At 65.2% G+C, this 14,355-nt stretch carries 15 protein-coding genes and 1 pseudogene; 3 read left to right on the top strand and 13 right to left on the bottom strand.

The genetic code is table 11. The features are described 5' to 3' along the window. Entirely contained in the window at positions 1-1,032 is a 1,032-nt protein-coding gene (locus tag BLT71_RS04615) for an isopenicillin N synthase family dioxygenase (RefSeq protein WP_091717997.1), read from the top strand. 13 nt (positions 1,033-1,045) lie between these two features. Here BLT71_RS04615 and BLT71_RS04610 read toward each other — a convergent pair whose 3' ends face one another. From BLT71_RS04610 to BLT71_RS04580, 6 genes are all read right to left on the bottom strand, one after another. After that, complete coding sequence (locus BLT71_RS04610) at positions 1,046-1,471, bottom strand: CoA-binding protein (protein WP_091717995.1); 426 nt, start codon at positions 1,469-1,471, stop codon at positions 1,046-1,048. A gap of 45 nt (positions 1,472-1,516) precedes the next feature. Next, complete coding sequence (locus BLT71_RS04605) at positions 1,517-2,440, bottom strand: hypothetical protein (protein WP_091717993.1); 924 nt, start codon at positions 2,438-2,440, stop codon at positions 1,517-1,519. Continuing rightward, positions 2,437-2,988: an RNA polymerase sigma factor gene (locus tag BLT71_RS04600; RefSeq protein ID WP_091717992.1), complete on the bottom strand. Its 552-nt coding sequence runs from the start codon at positions 2,986-2,988 to the stop codon at positions 2,437-2,439. The genes BLT71_RS04605 and BLT71_RS04600 overlap by 4 nt, the downstream gene beginning before the upstream one ends. Before the next feature lie 312 nt (positions 2,989-3,300). After that, the gene (locus BLT71_RS04595) at positions 3,301-3,657 is read right to left on the bottom strand and encodes a YegP family protein (protein WP_091717990.1); all 357 of its coding nucleotides are present in this window, start codon (positions 3,655-3,657) and stop codon (positions 3,301-3,303) included. A gap of 322 nt (positions 3,658-3,979) precedes the next feature. Beyond that, a complete protein-coding gene (locus BLT71_RS04585; RefSeq protein WP_056077073.1) occupies positions 3,980-5,269 on the bottom strand; it encodes an adenylosuccinate synthase in 1,290 nt (429 codons plus the stop codon). A gap of 241 nt (positions 5,270-5,510) precedes the next feature. Then, entirely contained in the window at positions 5,511-6,596 is a 1,086-nt protein-coding gene (locus tag BLT71_RS04580) for a M14 family zinc carboxypeptidase (protein ID WP_091717986.1), read from the bottom strand. Between the two features lie 355 nt (positions 6,597-6,951). On the opposite strand from BLT71_RS04580, the gene BLT71_RS04575 reads away from it, so the two are divergent. Beyond that, entirely contained in the window at positions 6,952-7,581 is a 630-nt protein-coding gene (locus BLT71_RS04575; RefSeq protein ID WP_091717985.1) for a uracil-DNA glycosylase family protein, read from the top strand. 138 nt (positions 7,582-7,719) lie between these two features. On the opposite strand, the gene BLT71_RS04570 is transcribed toward BLT71_RS04575, so the two are convergent. The 3 genes and pseudogenes from BLT71_RS04570 to BLT71_RS04560 all read right to left on the bottom strand — a co-directional run bounded on the left by BLT71_RS04570 (position 7,720) and on the right by BLT71_RS04560 (position 9,983). Next, positions 7,720-8,142 (bottom strand): DUF3151 domain-containing protein, encoded by a 423-nt coding sequence (locus tag BLT71_RS04570; RefSeq protein WP_091717983.1) that lies wholly within the window; start codon positions 8,140-8,142, stop codon positions 7,720-7,722. Further along, positions 8,143-9,165, bottom strand: a pseudogene (gene fbaA / locus BLT71_RS04565) (class II fructose-bisphosphate aldolase); the annotation flags it as partial. It abuts the gene before it with no gap. Positions 9,166-9,305: 140 nt separating this feature from the next. Then, positions 9,306-9,983: a TrmH family RNA methyltransferase gene (locus BLT71_RS04560; RefSeq protein ID WP_172830034.1), complete on the bottom strand. Its 678-nt coding sequence runs from the start codon at positions 9,981-9,983 to the stop codon at positions 9,306-9,308. Positions 9,984-10,075: 92 nt separating this feature from the next. Here BLT71_RS04560 and BLT71_RS04555 point away from each other — a divergent pair, with 92 nt between their 5' ends. Continuing rightward, positions 10,076-10,906 (top strand): HAD-IIA family hydrolase, encoded by an 831-nt coding sequence (locus BLT71_RS04555; protein ID WP_091717979.1) that lies wholly within the window; start codon positions 10,076-10,078, stop codon positions 10,904-10,906. Here the strand turns inward: BLT71_RS04555 and BLT71_RS04550 are convergent. The 4 genes from BLT71_RS04550 to pyrE all read right to left on the bottom strand — a co-directional run bounded on the left by BLT71_RS04550 (position 10,903) and on the right by pyrE (position 14,338). Next, the gene (locus tag BLT71_RS04550) at positions 10,903-11,943 is read right to left on the bottom strand and encodes an alpha/beta fold hydrolase (protein ID WP_091717977.1); all 1,041 of its coding nucleotides are present in this window, start codon (positions 11,941-11,943) and stop codon (positions 10,903-10,905) included. The genes BLT71_RS04555 and BLT71_RS04550 overlap by 4 nt on opposite strands. A gap of 84 nt (positions 11,944-12,027) precedes the next feature. After that, entirely contained in the window at positions 12,028-12,669 is a 642-nt protein-coding gene (locus tag BLT71_RS04545; protein WP_091717975.1) for a hypothetical protein, read from the bottom strand. A gap of 131 nt (positions 12,670-12,800) precedes the next feature. Then, positions 12,801-13,568, bottom strand: coding sequence for a GAF and ANTAR domain-containing protein (locus BLT71_RS04540; RefSeq protein ID WP_091717973.1), 768 nt, complete (start codon positions 13,566-13,568; stop codon positions 12,801-12,803). A 185-nt stretch (positions 13,569-13,753) separates the two neighbouring features. After that, positions 13,754-14,338 (bottom strand): orotate phosphoribosyltransferase, encoded by a 585-nt coding sequence (pyrE, locus tag BLT71_RS04535; RefSeq protein WP_056076887.1) that lies wholly within the window; start codon positions 14,336-14,338, stop codon positions 13,754-13,756. Between the last annotated feature and the right edge of the window lie 17 nt (positions 14,339-14,355).

Genomic DNA, 14,355 nt, shown 5'->3' with positions numbered 1-14,355 from the left:
ATGTCACACGACCAGGGAGCCATACCTGTTCTGGATTTGAGTACCGCACGGCAGCCCTACGGGACCTTCAGTCCGGAATTCATCGAGCAGTTGCGGCATGCCACCCATGACGTGGGCTTCTTCCAAATCACCGGTTACGGGGGTTCGCCAGGGCAGGCGGACCAGCTCCTTGACGCCGTCCGGCGGTTCTTCAACCTTCCCCTCGAAGAACGGATGAAGCTGGACAACCGGCTTTCCCCGCACTTCCGCGGTTATACCCGGATGGGAACCGAAGTGACGCAGGGGCGGGCGGATGCGCGCGAGCAGATCGACTACTCCCCCGAGCGTCCGCCCGTGGACAGCTATCCGCCGGACCAGCCGTACTGGCTGCTGCAGGGACCCAACCAGTGGCCCGACGAAGCGTTCCCTGAACTAAAGCCGGCAGCCATGGCTTGGGCGGAACTGATGTCCGGGGTGGGGATGGAACTGCTGCGCGCCATTGCCGTGACGCTGCAACAGCCCGAGGACTATTTCGACGAACCGTTCCGGGAAGCACCGGCATGGATGGGAAAACTGGTCCATTATGTTGGCGGCGTGGTCAAAGAGGCCGGTGACCAGGGCGTAGGTTCCCATGCGGACTACGGGTTCGTGACGCTCCTGCTGCAGGACGATGTTGGAGGCCTGGAAGTAAAACCGCCGGGGACCTCCGAATGGCTTCCAGTGGAGCCCCTTCCCGGAGCACTGGTGGTGAACCTCGGCGAAATGCTGGAAGTAGCCACCGAGGGGTACCTTGCCGCCACGATCCACCGCGTGCAGGCACCGCCCCCGGGCGTGGACCGCTACTCGGTGCCGTTCTTCTGGTCGCCCCGCCTGGACTCGGTTATCCAGCCCGTTCCGCTGGCCCCGGAGTTGAAGGCAGCCGCACGCGGCATCACTGACGATCCCAGCAACCCGCTGCTCGCGTCCTTTGGGCTCAACATGCTCAAGGGCAGGATGCGGGCGCACCCGGACGTCACCGAGCGGCACTACCCGGACCTCCTGAAGCGGGGCTAGTCTCCCGCAAGGCTCAGATTTTGAACTTCCAGGCCTGCTGGGCCGGGCAGGAGTTCATCACAACGTCCAGGCCAGCGGCCTTGGCGCGTTCCGCGGCGGCTTCATCGATGACGCCCAGCTGAAGCCAGACAGCCTTGGCCCCGACGGCGATCGCCTCGTCCACGACCTTGCCAACCCTCTCCGAGTTCACAAAGCAATCCACGACGTCGATGGGCTGCTTTTCCGCCGGAATCTCCGCCAGGGTGCGGTACCCCGGTTCGCCGTGCACGGTATCGCCGGCAAGGTTGACGGGGATGATGTCCATGCCCAGCTGGTCCCGGATGAACAAGGACACGTCGTAGGCGGAGCGCCACTCGTTGGTGGTCAGGCCGACGATGGCCCACCGCCCTTTGGTCCGCATGAGGCTTTCAATGACTGCAGGATCGTTCGTGTGGCCCATGACATCAGCCTAACCCGGGCCGCAGACTGCCGGGCCGATGGGCAGCTATTTGCCGCCGGCAGCGGTTACCCGGGCATCTCCTGTACCTGTCCCTTGCCGGGAGCTTGCCGGGCCGGGCTTTTCCGGTGCGGCCCTTCCCGGTCCGCTGTCAGCGGCTTGTTTTGGTCCCGCTTTCCCTGGCCCGGCACTGTTCTCGAGTGCACGTCCTGGGGCTCCGGGATCGGCTTGGTCCTGGCCGCGAACTGCGTGGCCGGGAATGCCTTCGTCCGGCACCTTCTTCTTGTCCGCGTTCCCGGGCGCAGCCGTTCCCCGCGTCGATCCCCCGCCGATGTGGTTGCTCGGCCCGTCCGGCTGTCCTGATGGTTCGGCTGCGGGCGGGCAGATGCCCGCAGGAGTTGCCGCGGTTTGCTTCGGGCTTCCGCATTCGGGTCTTCCAGCGGAACCAGCCAAACCTTCGCCGTGCGGCCGCAGTTCTTTGCCCTGGGGAATGCCGGTGCCCTCCGGGGTTCCGGCGGAACCAGAGGCGGAACTGGCTGCGGGAACCGAATCCGGAGTTTGGTCTGCAGGGACCGCCACTCCACGGTATTCGGGCGTGGGCGCTGCCGGTACGCCGTGGGTGATCGCCCAATCCGGCGACCAGTCCCCCAGCAAGTGCTGTACGGATGCTGCACTGCTGCCGGGTGCGCTGCCGGCCGTGGCGGCTACGCCGCCAATACCCAGCCCCATTCCGGCAATCACTGCAAGTCCCACCACAGTGGGACGGTGACGGTTGGAGCGACGGCGGCGGGCCAGTTCGTCCCCGCCGCCAGCCAGCAGCCGGGCAAGTTCTCCCGAGGGCTCGGGAACGGGAAGCGACGCGAGGGAGCCAATCGATTCGAGTGCACTTCGAAGTGCGGCGTCATCCGGGTGGCCTGCGTCCGTGAGGACTTCATCGACCAGTTCGCGCAGCCTGCTTTCGGGTGTGGTCATGGCCGCAGGTACTCCTTCACTGCCGCAGCTTCGCGCAGTTTGAGGATGCCGCGACGTTGCAGCTGCTTCACAGCTCCTGCGCTCTTCCCCATGGTTTCCGCTGTTTGTTCGACGGTGAGCCCGGCAACCAAGCGCAGTGACAGCACTTCCCGCTGCTCGTCCTGCAAAGATTCCAGCAACCCCACGATTTCTCCTGGCGCCATCCGTTCGAGCGCTTCCGCTTCAGCGGACGGGTTCTCCCGCCCGTCCAGTTCAGGTTCGAAGGGTAGCCTGGCCGGGGTGCGGCTCTGCCGCCGGTGGTCGTCAACCATGCGGGCGTGGGCCACCGAGAAGATGAACGTGCGCAGGCCTGCGCTGCCGCCGTTCACTGAGTTCAGGCGTGGCAAAACAGAAAGGAAGACCTCCTGCATTGCTGCCTCCGGATCCTCGGCTCCACGGGCTTTGAAATAGCCCAATACCTGTGACGCATACGTCCGGTAGACGACGCCGAAGGCTGAGGAACCAGAATCTGGATCTCGCAGGGACTCGTCTGTCAGTGCATCGGTCACGGACGTGGTGCCTTTGGTCGGTGCGGGGATGGCTGGGCAGGAAGGCCCGTTGCCGGAATGCCTTTGCCCGCTTACTTTACCCCGCAGTAACCACCGCGCACCGGACCGCCACGTGCACTGCCGGTTCCGGCCGTGCGCAGCTGTCCCTGCTGCCGGAGAGTTAAAGAGCCGGCCTGGAACGTGATGGGGGACAAGTTCCAGGCCGGCGCTACATAAAGGTAATCGTCCCCGGGCGGCGAAAGGTTACGCCTCTTTCAGGAAAGTTTTTTTTGGCCGTGGGCTGCCACTGCCCGGGACGGAGTGGAAGCAACCTCAGTTGGCCAGTTCCGCCCGGCTCCGGCGCCGGTCCCAGTGTGCGGGGTCGGCGTGGCGGCGAAGACCCTTGGCCGTGGCGATGGCATGAAGCCTGGCCACCGCCCGGTCATCGAGGATGGGTTCGGTGGCGGGAGCGGCTGCGGCGACAGTCACCGACGGCGTTTGGGCTCCGGCAGGGCACAGGTCCGTCACCAAACCGGTCCCGGCGCACTCCCGGACCGCGGCGATCCCCACCACGACGGACGCTTTGTCGTTGAAGGCCTGCGAGACCGCCATCACCGCCCCGTCCGCTCCCACGAGCCTGAACCTGAACTTCGACTGGGGATCAAGGAAAACTTCGAACTTGCCCGCCATGGCGCACTTCCTTCCGGTTGTGAGCGGATCTCCGGACGGCATCTCCGCCGATGGTCCGGCTGGCGCGCGGCCGCGCCTGTCCCGCAAAGTGGTGGACGTGCTTGCCAGGCAGTCCTCGAATGCTGTCCCAAAAGTCTGGCTGTCCGGGATGAACGCCCACAAGGCAATGCAGGTAAACCCTGTGTAAATTGAGCTGCCGCGGGCTTGGAAGGAAACGAACAAGCGGCGGGGCACCCGCAAAGGTGGCCCGCCGCCGTCGTCCCCACCCGCTCCCTAGCCTCGCAAGCTCGGCCAGGGAACCCTGCGGGCGTGGGCCCAAGTATTAGTCGTTGATGAGGTCGTTCACCACGATGGTCTGGTCCCGGTCCGGTCCCACGCCAATAGCGGAGAAACGCGTCCCCGACAGCTTCTCGAGCGCCAGGACGTAGTTGCGCGCGTTCTCCGGCAGGTCTGCCAGGGTGCGGGCACCCGTGATGTCCTCGGTCCAGCCGTCGAAGTATTCGAAGATGGGCTTGGCGTGGTGGAACTCGGTCTGCGTCATCGGCATCTCGTCGTGCCGGACGCCGTCAACGTCGTAAGCCACGCACACCGGGATCTGTTCGATGCCGGTGAGGACGTCCAGCTTGGTGACGAAGTAGTCCGTGAAGCCGTTGACGCGGGACGCGTGGCGGGCCAGGACGGCGTCGTACCAGCCGCAGCGGCGGGGGCGCCCCGTGTTGACGCCGAACTCACCGCCGGTCTTCTGCAGGTAAACGCCCATCTCATCAAACAGTTCGGTGGGGAACGGGCCTGCGCCCACGCGGGTGGTGTAGGCCTTGATGATGCCGATGGAGCGGGAGATGCGGGTGGGACCGATGCCCGAGCCCACAGATGCGCCGCCAGCGGTGGGGTTGGAGGAGGTGACGAACGGGTACGTGCCGTGGTCGACGTCGAGGAACGTTGCCTGGCCGCCTTCCATCAGCACTACCTTTCCCTCGTCCAGGGCAGTGTTCAGGACCAGGGTGCTGTCGATGACCAGCGGGCGGAGCCGCTCGGCGAAGGACAGGAAGTATTCGACGATCTCATCGACCACAACGCTTCGGCGGTTGTAGATCTTGACCAGGACCTCGTTCTTCTGGTGCAGCGAGCCCTCCACCTTCTGGCGAAGGATGGACTCGTCGAAGACGTCCTGGACGCGGATGCCCAGGCGGGCCACCTTGTCCATGTAAGCGGGGCCGATGCCGCGCCCGGTGGTGCCGATGGCGCGCTTGCCAAGGAAGCGTTCAGTGACCTTGTCCAGGACCTGGTGGTACGGCGCCACGAGGTGGGCGTTTGCGGAGACGCGCAGTTTGGACGTATCCGCACCGCGTGCCTGCAGGCCTTCGATTTCCTGGAAGAGGGCCTCAAGGTTGACCACGCAGCCGTTACCAATGATGGGGACTGCGTTGGGGCTGAGAATGCCTGCCGGAAGCAGCTTGAGTTCGTACTTTTCACCGCCTACGACGACGGTGTGCCCGGCGTTGTTGCCGCCGTTGGGCTTGACGACGTAGTCAACACGGCCGCCCAGCAGGTCGGTGGCCTTGCCTTTTCCTTCGTCGCCCCACTGGGCTCCTACGATCACAATTGCTGGCATGGGATCCTCCCCCATTCGTTCGGGCCGGCCGGGCGCCACAGCGTGGCGGTCCTGGTTCAGCGCCGTTCATGAGAATGCCCCGAGTGGACCGGCTTCCGCCGTTCCGCAGGCGGATTGGCGATCGCGTTGGCCCCGGGGCCCTTACCACCCAAGTTTAGCCGATAGTGCACTTTGTCCACTCGCTGGGACGTCCCGGTTCTTTACGCGCGGTAAAGAACCGGGACGTCCCGTCCTGAAGCGGTTACTCGTCGTCGGCCTCGCCTGCCGGGCGGGAGGTCTGCTCGGCGAGGGTGTCCCAGAAGGAGGTGTCGGCGTCGGCAATTGAACCATCCGCGATGGCGGCGGCGGTGGACGTCAGCGTGATGACGGTCTGCTTGATCAAGTAGCCGTTGCTGCGCTGTCCCAGCGCGTAGCCGTCGAGGTAGTGGTCCGACATGCCGCGCATCTCAAAGAGCAGGGTGGCGATGCCGTATTCCACCGAGATGCCGTTGCGGCTGATGGTCTCGGCGCTGCCGCCCTGGTACTTGCCGAGGTGGCCCCAGCCGGTGGAGTCGACGTTGTCGAAGACCACGGCGCCCAGCTGCTTGGACCGTTCGACGACGGCGGGATCGGCGTTGGGGGTGGTGGGGTACAGGATGGAGCCGGATACCAGTTTGCCGTCGCGTTCTGCCCGGGTGCCCTGGTGGTGCAGGTCGATCATGTAGTCCACCCGGTATTTGCGCATCACGTTGTTGTGCAGGGCCTGGGTTTCCGGCTGGATTTTGGCAATGTGGTCTCGATTCAGGTCCACGCCCGTGGCGTTGAAGCGGGTCATGTTGCGGTCACCCTTGGCGATGTAATCCTCCAGGGAGAAGTTGACGTCACCCATGGCGCCGTCCGCGTTGAGCATGGGAACCACCAGGATGTTGACGCCCTTGAGGATGTCGGCCGATTTTCCGGTGCCCAGGTGCTTGACGAACTCCAGCGCACCCTCTGTGGTGAGCTGTTCGTTGCCGTGCTGCTGGGTCAGGTAGAGGATGGTGGGCTTGGCCGGGTCAGAGATGTACTTGACCAGGTGGATGTCGCGGCCCTTGACCGTTTTGCCGATGACCTCAAGTTCCATGGCCGGCTGTTTGGCGTCCTGGTCCTTCAGGAACGACACCATCTGGTCATAGGTGGCCAGCTTCGAGGTGGTGATCTGGCCGTTGCCGCCGTAGTTGGGGCCCTCCCCCACAGCGATAGCCGGGGCAGGAGCGGCGACAACCGCCAGAGCCAAAGCCCCTGAAACGGCTAGGGTCCTAAAAGTAGCCAGGGATTTCTTCACGTGCGTTACCTCTTTCGAGTGCATTGAGTGCGTCCAGCCGCCATGTCCCCCATTGCGCGCTGTGACAACAGCCAACCAAGCTGATTGAAACCTGTCAATGGACTCGACAAAACCTGGGAAACCCATGACAGCTTTCCCGTAGCCACGAAGCGGCCCTGGTAGCCCGCTGCCGCAGAATCACGGGAAGGGCGAAACCCCGGCTGTGCGTCCGGTCACCGGAATACGCGCAACCGGCGTTTCGCTTCCCGGGGCTTGCTAAACTGGGGAAGGCCGGGTTGACCGGCCCACCCCAACACACCGCCGATGTCGAGTTGCGCCTTCACGCGCCCTCCTCCGCAGGCGGAAGCACCGCCAATCCCCGCAGGAGACCCAGCACCATATGACCGCCCTTGCACCAGAATCCCTTCACGAACAGCTCCTGAACCGCCGCTACGAGCCCAACGTCGCCGCCGTCAACGAACTGTGCGATTCCCTGCAGGACACCAGGCCGGGCACGGTGGTGCCTTACGTCGACCCCATGCACGACGTTGACGAATGCCGCATCATCAGCCTGTTCTCCAACATCGGCGAGGCGGACAGCTCCGGCTTCATCTCCGCCGGTGACCAGGACGCTGCCACCCGCATGCTCGGCATCCAGTGGAAGCTGGGGCTGCGGCCCGAGTACGTCATGCCGTGGAACGTCCACCCCTGGCACGTCCCGGGCGAACCGAACGGCAAGTTCACCCCGGACCAGATCCAGGCCGGCCTCAAGCCGCTGCTCAAGTTCCTCGCCCTGGTCCCGCGCGCTTCGGTCATCGTGGCGCACGGCACCGAAGCCAACAGGCTGGCCAACGCGCTCCTGAAGACCGAGGTGCCGCTGCTGTGGCGCCGCGGCCTGAAGACCTACAAGGTGCGCTCCCTCAGCGGCCGCGCCTTCGCCGGTTCCCCGGCACGCCAGGAAGAGTTCCTCCAGGACATGCGCACGGCCTACGCAGACGCCATGGCCCGCACAGGCCTGCAGCGCGCATAACCACCAGACGCACAATAAACGACGGCGGGCGGTCACCTTTCCCAAGAAAGGTGACCGCCCGCCGTCGTCGTTTGAAGGGGCCTCCGCCGCCGAGGGTTCCCTGGCTGAGCGCAGCGAAGCTAGGGAGGCGGTGGGGACCTATTTGCCCTCGATGGCCGCCTTGGCCGCGGGGTCGGAATCGTTGAGGAACTTCTCGATCCGCTCCGGTTCATCGGCTTCACCGATGGCCGAAGAGGCCCGCCCCAGCGAGTAGAGCGCCCGCAGGAACCCGCGGTTGGGCTCGTGCTCCCAGGGGATGGGGCCCACGCCGCGCCAGCCGTTGCGGCGCAGCGAGTCCAGCCCGCGGTGGTAGCCAACGCGGGCGTAAGCGTAGGAGTCTATGGTGCGTCCCTCCGCCCAGGCCTCCTCGGCAAGGATGGCCCACAGCAGTGACGACGTGGGGTTCTTCGCCACGAGGTCAACGGCTTCCTGGCCGAGCGCCAGGTGCTGGTAGATCTCGGATTCTGCCGGCAGGAGCGTGGGCTCCGGCCCCATCAGGTTCCTGCGGAACTCATCCGACATTTAGAAGGTCTTTCCGGCTGAACCGAGCTGCTTGGTGGCTTCCACAACGCGGGCGGCGAGGCCGGCTTCGGCGGAGGCGCCCCAAACGCGGGGATCGTAGGTCTTCTTGTTGCCCACTTCGCCATCCACCTTCAGGACGCCGTCGTAGTTGCGGAACATGTGGTCCGCCACCGGACGCGTGTAGGCGTACTGGGTGTCCGTGTCGATGTTCATCTTGATGGTGCCGTAGGACACGGCGTCGGCGATTTCCTGGTCCGAGGAGCCGGAGCCGCCGTGGAACACGAGGTCGAACGGGCTGTCCTTGCCGATCTTCGCGCCAACCTGTGCCTGGATGTCCTTGAGGATTTCCGGGCGGAGCTTGACGCCACCGGGCTTGTAAACACCGTGGACGTTGCCGAAGGTCAGGGCCGTGATGTAGCGGCCGTTCTCGCCGGAGCCCAGGGCTTCGATGGTGGCCAGGGCGTCCTCGACGGTGGTGTACAGCTTCTCGTTGATCTCGTTCTCGACGCCGTCTTCCTCGCCACCCACGGTGCCGATTTCAACTTCGAGGATCATCTTGGCAGCGGCCGTGCGGGCCAGCAGTTCGCGGGCGATGCGCAGGTTGTCCTGCAGGGTTTCGGCGGAACCGTCCCACATGTGGGAGTTGAAGATGGGGTTGCGGCCGGCCTTGACCTCGGCCTCGGAGGCCGCGAGCAGGGGCAGGACGAAGCCGTCCAGCTTGTCCTTGGGGCAGTGGTCCGTGTGGAGGGCGATGTTGACGCCGTAGTTCTTGGCCACTTCACGGGCGAAGGCCGCGAAGCCCAGGGAACCGGCCACCATGTCTTTGGTGGAGGCGCCGGACCAGTAGGCCGCACCGCCGGTGGAGACCTGCACGATGCCGTCGGACTCAGCCTCGGCGAAGCCGCGCAGGGCCGCGTTCAGCGTCTGCGAGGACGTGACGTTCACTGCCGGGAAAGCGAATCCGCCCGCCTTCGCACGGTCGATCATTTCGGAGTAGATCTCTGGGGTTGCAATGGGCATGCTGACTCCTCTGCTGAGTTTCGTCTGTGGGTTGGAAGACCCTCAAGTAGACCGCTTACGGCTAGGCACCATCCTAGCGATATCCGCCACACCGCCGAGTTTCTGGTCGGCAGTCGGTAACACTCGCTGACGGGCCGCCGCAGTCAGCCCTGGACGTGCTGGTTGAAGACGTGCCGGCGGACCCACGCGTGCATGGCGATCGCTGCGGCGGAGGCTGCGTTGATGGAACGGGTGGAACCAAACTGTTCGATGGACAGCGTGGCTTCGGCAGCTTCGTGGACCTCCGCCGTCAGGCCCGGTCCTTCCTGCCCGAACACCAGCACGCAGTCGCGGGGCAGCTCATAGGTTTCCAGCGGCACGGAGTCCGGGAAGATGTCGATGCCGATGATCGCCAGCCCCTCCCCCTGCGCCCACTGGACGAAATCCTCCACCGTGGGGTGGTGGCGGACGTGCTGGTAGCGGTCGGTGACCATGGCCCCGCGCCGGTTCCACCGCCGTCGTCCGATGATGTGGACCTCTTTGGCGAGGAAGGCGTTGGCGGTGCGCACCACAGTGCCGATGTTGAGGTCGTGCTGCCAGTTTTCGATGGCCACATGGAAGTTGTGCCGCCGCGAATCCAGCTCCGCCACAATCGCCTCGTGCTTCCAGTAGCGGTATTTGTCCAGCACGTTGCGCCGGTCACCGTCCGCCAGCAGGTCAGGATCCCAGTGGTCGCCTTCGGGCAATTCGCCTTCCCAGGGCCCGACGCCGACCTCCGCCCTGGGTGCCCCGGTTTCCGTTGCGTCGGCTTCTTCGGATGAGTGGTGGGGCGCGTCTGCCATCCCGGGCGTTTGGTTCACCCCTCAACACTAGACTGGACCTTTGGGCGATCATCACGCCCCCTCATCACAGGCGTCGACACTCGGAGGCAGGCATGGCAGAAGCGGACAAGGTCAAGGACGCACCGGCGGTGTACCGCAGCGGCCAGGACATTGAGTGCTGGCTGACAGACATGGACGGTGTCCTGGTCCACGAGAACCAGGCCGTGCCGGGCGCCGCTGAGCTCATCCAGCGGTGGGTGGACACGTCCAAGCGCTTCCTGGTCCTGACCAACAACTCGATCTTCACGCCCCGCGACCTTGCGGCCCGGCTGCGTGCGTCCGGCCTGGAGATCCCCGAAGAGAACATCTGGACGTCGGCGCTGGCCACGGCCCAGTTCCTGAAGGACCAGGTGCAGGGCTCAGGGTCCGGCAACCGCGCGTACACCATCGGCGAAGCAGGACTGACGACGGCGCTGCATGAGGCCGGCTTCATCCTCACCGACCAGGATCCGGACTTCGTTGTGCTGGGCGAGACGCGCACCTATTCCTTCGAGGCGATCACCATGGCCATCCGCCTCATCCTCGCCGGGGCCCGGTTCATCGCCACCAACCCCGACGCCACGGGCCCGTCCAAGGACGGTCCCATGCCGGCCACCGGAGCCATCGCGGCGCTGATCACCAAAGCCACGGGACGGGAACCCTACATTGTGGGCAAGCCCAACCCGATGATGTTCCGCTCGGCCATGAACCAGATCGACGCCCATTCCGAAACCACGGCAATGATCGGCGACCGGATGGACACGGACATCATCGCCGGCATGGAAGCCGGGCTGCACACGGTCCTGGTGCTGTCCGGCATCACGCAGCGGGACGAGATCGCCTCCTACCCCTTCCGGCCCAACCAGGTCCTGAACTCCGTGGCGGACCTGAAGAACCAGCTCTAGAACACTGTCACCCGGGAGCCGCCGGCCGGCAGCGGGAATTGCTCGTCCAGCAGTCCGTCCAGTAGCGGCCGGTAGATGTGCGGGTTCCACTGCGGGCTGGCGTGTGCGGGTGCGGCCCCGATGGTCTGGAGTCCGGTGGAGACCATGTTGTCCTTGAACGCCACCGCCCAAGCTTCCACCGCTGATTCGTAGCGCACGGTGCGGTCCTTGGGGTTGCCCAGGTAGGCCATCTTCGCATTCCCGATCTTCCCTGCGAAGCGGGTCCCGTCGAAGTGGTAGATGTAGGCGGATTCCGTCTGGATCAGCACGCTTGACGGCGCGATGGGCGAGAGCTGCTCCAGGGTCTGGTCGAGGATCTGGCGCCAGCTGCGTTCGTCCTTGTGGATGACCCGTTCGCCCAGCTCGTAGCCGCCGCGGAGGGTGGACGGGAACCGGAAGCCGCGCTCGTAAAGGAACACCACGCCGTCGAACCAGCTCTGGTCCAGGACGTCGTGCTTGCTGTACGGGCTGGAGTCCAGCACCACAAACTGGACCTGCACGCCGTGGATCTCCAGGAGCCGGGCAGCCACCTGGGTGGCCACCATGCCGCCGAAACTGTGCCCGTAGAAGAACAGCTTCTCGATCTTCTGTTCACGGACGTATTCGATGACGGCGATCACGATGTCGTCGATGTCCAGGCCTTGGTTGGAATACCCGACGGCGGCGAGCCGGGCACGCTTGTTCAAGGAACCACGGAGGGAGTTCAGGATCCACTGGGCCTCCTCCCAGCTGGTCTTGTATCCCGGGAACAGGAACCAGCTGGCGTCCGGGTAGTAGGCGTCGGCAAAGTCGTCCGGAACGGGCAGGATCTTGTCCGTCCGGCGCTGCGACTGCACCTCCCTGGTCAGCAGCATGTCCGCGGCAAGTACCCCGGAAGCACCCGTTGCGGTAAAGAAGCTGCGCCGGGAAAAGCGTTTGAGGGCAGCGGCTTGTGACAGCAGCCGGGCTGCGGTTGCCCCGCCCCGGCCCTGCGGATCAACCTTCCCCTCATACGGCACGCCTCTACCGTAGGCACAACTGAAGAGTCCGCCGCAAGAAGCCTTGCATAACCATTCAGTGACTGCCCTGTGCCGGGCCGGCCGTCAGCTGGCGGCCTGGCCCTCAGCTGCCGGGAAGGGTGCCTCCGGGTCCTGTTGGCGGCGGCCGAGCTCGCGTCCGATGTCCTTGTAGCGCCCCAGGAGGTCCGAGCCGGGGAAGGCCCCGGGGTGGTCCAGCAGCGCAAAGAGGGTGTCGCTGGCGGCGAGGAGTTCCTGTTCTGAATACTCCACCAGCTGCCGCCCGAACAGCTCCTCAAGCGCGGCGTCCGGCGCTACCTGGAGCCCCTCACCGAAGGCCCTGCCGTGGTTTGGGTGGGTGGCGTCGTCGTCGACGATATGCAGTGGCTGCACCTGCTGGGCAGCCTCGGCACCGGCCAGGTGTGCCCCAGCCAGCCTGTCGTGTGAACCCGTCAGGTGGAGCGAAACACCAGAGCCGTAGATGCCCGGCAGGGTGTTGGCGTCCATCGTGTTCAGGTCACTGCGCAGGCCCGCCAAGGCACTGGATTCCACCAGTGCGGCCTGCGAGAGGTCAACGCGGATGTGGGCACGCATGCCCATGCGGCGGACGCGCCGGATGATGTGGACAAGGTCCGGCCGGGAATCGTGGGTGAGGCTTCCGCGGACGTCGATTCTGACGATGTCAGCGGGGACGTCGAGGTTAACGAGCGCATTAAGAGAGCGGTCCATAGGTACTCCAAAAGAGGTTCTATGGCCGACGGCTCAACCTCGGCCAGCGTATCCCCGATGGTGTGCAGGCACAACCTGCGTTCCAGTACCTGCGTCAGCGCCTGCTCAGGCTGCCCGCGCGGGCGGCCTTCCTAGGCTGACTGTTCAGGCCTGCGGCTGCCGGGTTCCTGGTAGAACGTGCGTGTGCCGGTGCCGCCGACGGAATCAACCAACGATTTGGCGATGTCCCTCAACTTTGTATTGCTGTTGCTGGAAGCCTCGGTGAGGATTCGGATGGCAGCTTCCTGGCTGCACCGGTTTTGCGCCATCACAATCCCGATGGCAATGTCGATGATAGTGCGCGATTCCAGGGTTGCCCGGAGGTTCGCCGCGCTGTCCGTATGCAGGGAGAAGCGCACAGCCAGCCGCAGCGCCTGGGAAATCTCCCTCGTGAAGCCGCGGGCTTTCGCTGTGGCCCGCTCGTCGAACTTATGCGGGACATCCGAGTACAGGTTGAGCGCCGCCTTCGCATCGCCCTGCAGGTTGAAGGGCAGCGACAACACCGAACGCAACCCATAGGAAGCCACGGCGGAGGCATACTCCGGGCCCCACCGCTCTTCATCAAACAGGTCCGGGACGTGGACCTCACGCTCTTCCTGGGCGGCGGTCAGGCAGGGGCCTTGGGAAAGCGAATACTGGATCTCATCCACTTCGCGGGCGGAGTCGCTGCTCCAGCCGATCGTGGCGGCCTTCCGGTCACGAAGCAGCGTGATGCCGCACAGTGCGTCATCGCCCAGCCCGGCTACCTGGTGCGCCGAGAAACGTGCGAGCTCATTGAGGAACTCTTCAAAATCCGAGCTGTCCAGGATCAGGTCCTGGACCGTCTCGGTGGCGCTCAAGGGCTGGTCCGCGGTGGGCATGGGCAGGTTCTCCAAGGGTACTTAGGTGGCTTAGGAGAATATTAGGCCAGCGGCTGGCCCGGGCCAAGTGCGCAGGCCAGTCCCGTACCGCAGCCCTCCCCCGCCCAGCCCGGCTGTGAGCCGGGCTGGGTGGCCGGGCTGCGGGCCTGGGTCCAGCCGTCGCTGCCCGGGCCGGCGGTTGGGACCTAGTCGAGGCCCAGTTCGTCCTTGCCGAACGCAAAGAGGTAAGGCACTCCGGTTTCGGCTTCGATCTTTTCCTTGGCGCCGGTATCACGGTCCACGATCACTGCCACGGCCACAACGTTGCCGCCGGCCTTGCGGACGCCCTCGACGGCGGTCAGTGCGGATCCGCCGGTGGTGGACGTATCTTCGAGGACCAGCACGTTCCGGCCCTCCACCGAGGGGCCTTCCACCTGGCGCCCCATGCCGTAGGACTTCTGGGCCTTGCGGACCACGAACGCGTCCACGGTGCGGCCGGCGTCCACCGCAGCGTGCATGACGGCGGTGCCCACGGGGTCGGCCCCCATGGTCAGGCCACCTGCGCACTCAAAGCCGATGCCGGCGTCGTCCGCCATCTTCAGCATGACCTGGCCCACCAGCTTGGACGCCTCGTGGTGCAGGGTGATGCGGCGAAGGTCGATGTAGTAATCTGCCTCCGCGCCGCTGGAAAGGATGACCTTGCCGCGGACCACGGCAAGTTCCTTGATGAGTTCGAGCAGTCGGGCGCGGGCGGCTGCAGAGTCCACTGCAGTCTCACTGGGGGAAGTCATGGGTTCCAGTTTAGTGG

The sequence above is a fragment of the Pseudarthrobacter equi genome (genome assembly GCF_900105535.1).
Lineage (GTDB): Bacteria > Actinomycetota > Actinomycetes > Actinomycetales > Micrococcaceae > Arthrobacter > Arthrobacter equi.
This window is presented reverse-complemented; position numbering and strand designations above follow the sequence as displayed.

What these genes read in the sequence shown, in the direction of transcription:
- BLT71_RS04540 (WP_091717973.1), bottom strand. Translation starts at nt 13,568, where the DNA reads ATGCCCACCGCGGACCAGCCCTTGAGCGCCACCGAGACGGTCCAGGAC.
- pyrE (WP_056076887.1), bottom strand. Translation starts at nt 14,338, where the DNA reads ATGACTTCCCCCAGTGAGACTGCAGTGGACTCTGCAGCCGCCCGCGCC.
- BLT71_RS04585 (WP_056077073.1), bottom strand. Translation starts at nt 5,269, where the DNA reads ATGCCAGCAATTGTGATCGTAGGAGCCCAGTGGGGCGACGAAGGAAAA.
- BLT71_RS04555 (WP_091717979.1), top strand. Translation starts at nt 10,076, where the DNA reads ATGGCAGAAGCGGACAAGGTCAAGGACGCACCGGCGGTGTACCGCAGC.
- BLT71_RS04580 (WP_091717986.1), bottom strand. Translation starts at nt 6,596, where the DNA reads ATGCACTCGAAAGAGGTAACGCACGTGAAGAAATCCCTGGCTACTTTT.
- BLT71_RS04570 (WP_091717983.1), bottom strand. Translation starts at nt 8,142, where the DNA reads ATGTCGGATGAGTTCCGCAGGAACCTGATGGGGCCGGAGCCCACGCTC.
- BLT71_RS04575 (WP_091717985.1), top strand. Translation starts at nt 6,952, where the DNA reads ATGACCGCCCTTGCACCAGAATCCCTTCACGAACAGCTCCTGAACCGC.
- BLT71_RS04610 (WP_091717995.1), bottom strand. Translation starts at nt 1,471, where the DNA reads ATGGGCCACACGAACGATCCTGCAGTCATTGAAAGCCTCATGCGGACC.
- BLT71_RS04605 (WP_091717993.1), bottom strand. Translation starts at nt 2,440, where the DNA reads ATGACCACACCCGAAAGCAGGCTGCGCGAACTGGTCGATGAAGTCCTC.
- BLT71_RS04595 (WP_091717990.1), bottom strand. Translation starts at nt 3,657, where the DNA reads ATGGCGGGCAAGTTCGAAGTTTTCCTTGATCCCCAGTCGAAGTTCAGG.
- BLT71_RS04560 (WP_172830034.1), bottom strand. Translation starts at nt 9,983, where the DNA reads ATGGCAGACGCGCCCCACCACTCATCCGAAGAAGCCGACGCAACGGAA.
- BLT71_RS04615 (WP_091717997.1), top strand. Translation starts at nt 1, where the DNA reads ATGTCACACGACCAGGGAGCCATACCTGTTCTGGATTTGAGTACCGCA.
- BLT71_RS04545 (WP_091717975.1), bottom strand. Translation starts at nt 12,669, where the DNA reads ATGGACCGCTCTCTTAATGCGCTCGTTAACCTCGACGTCCCCGCTGAC.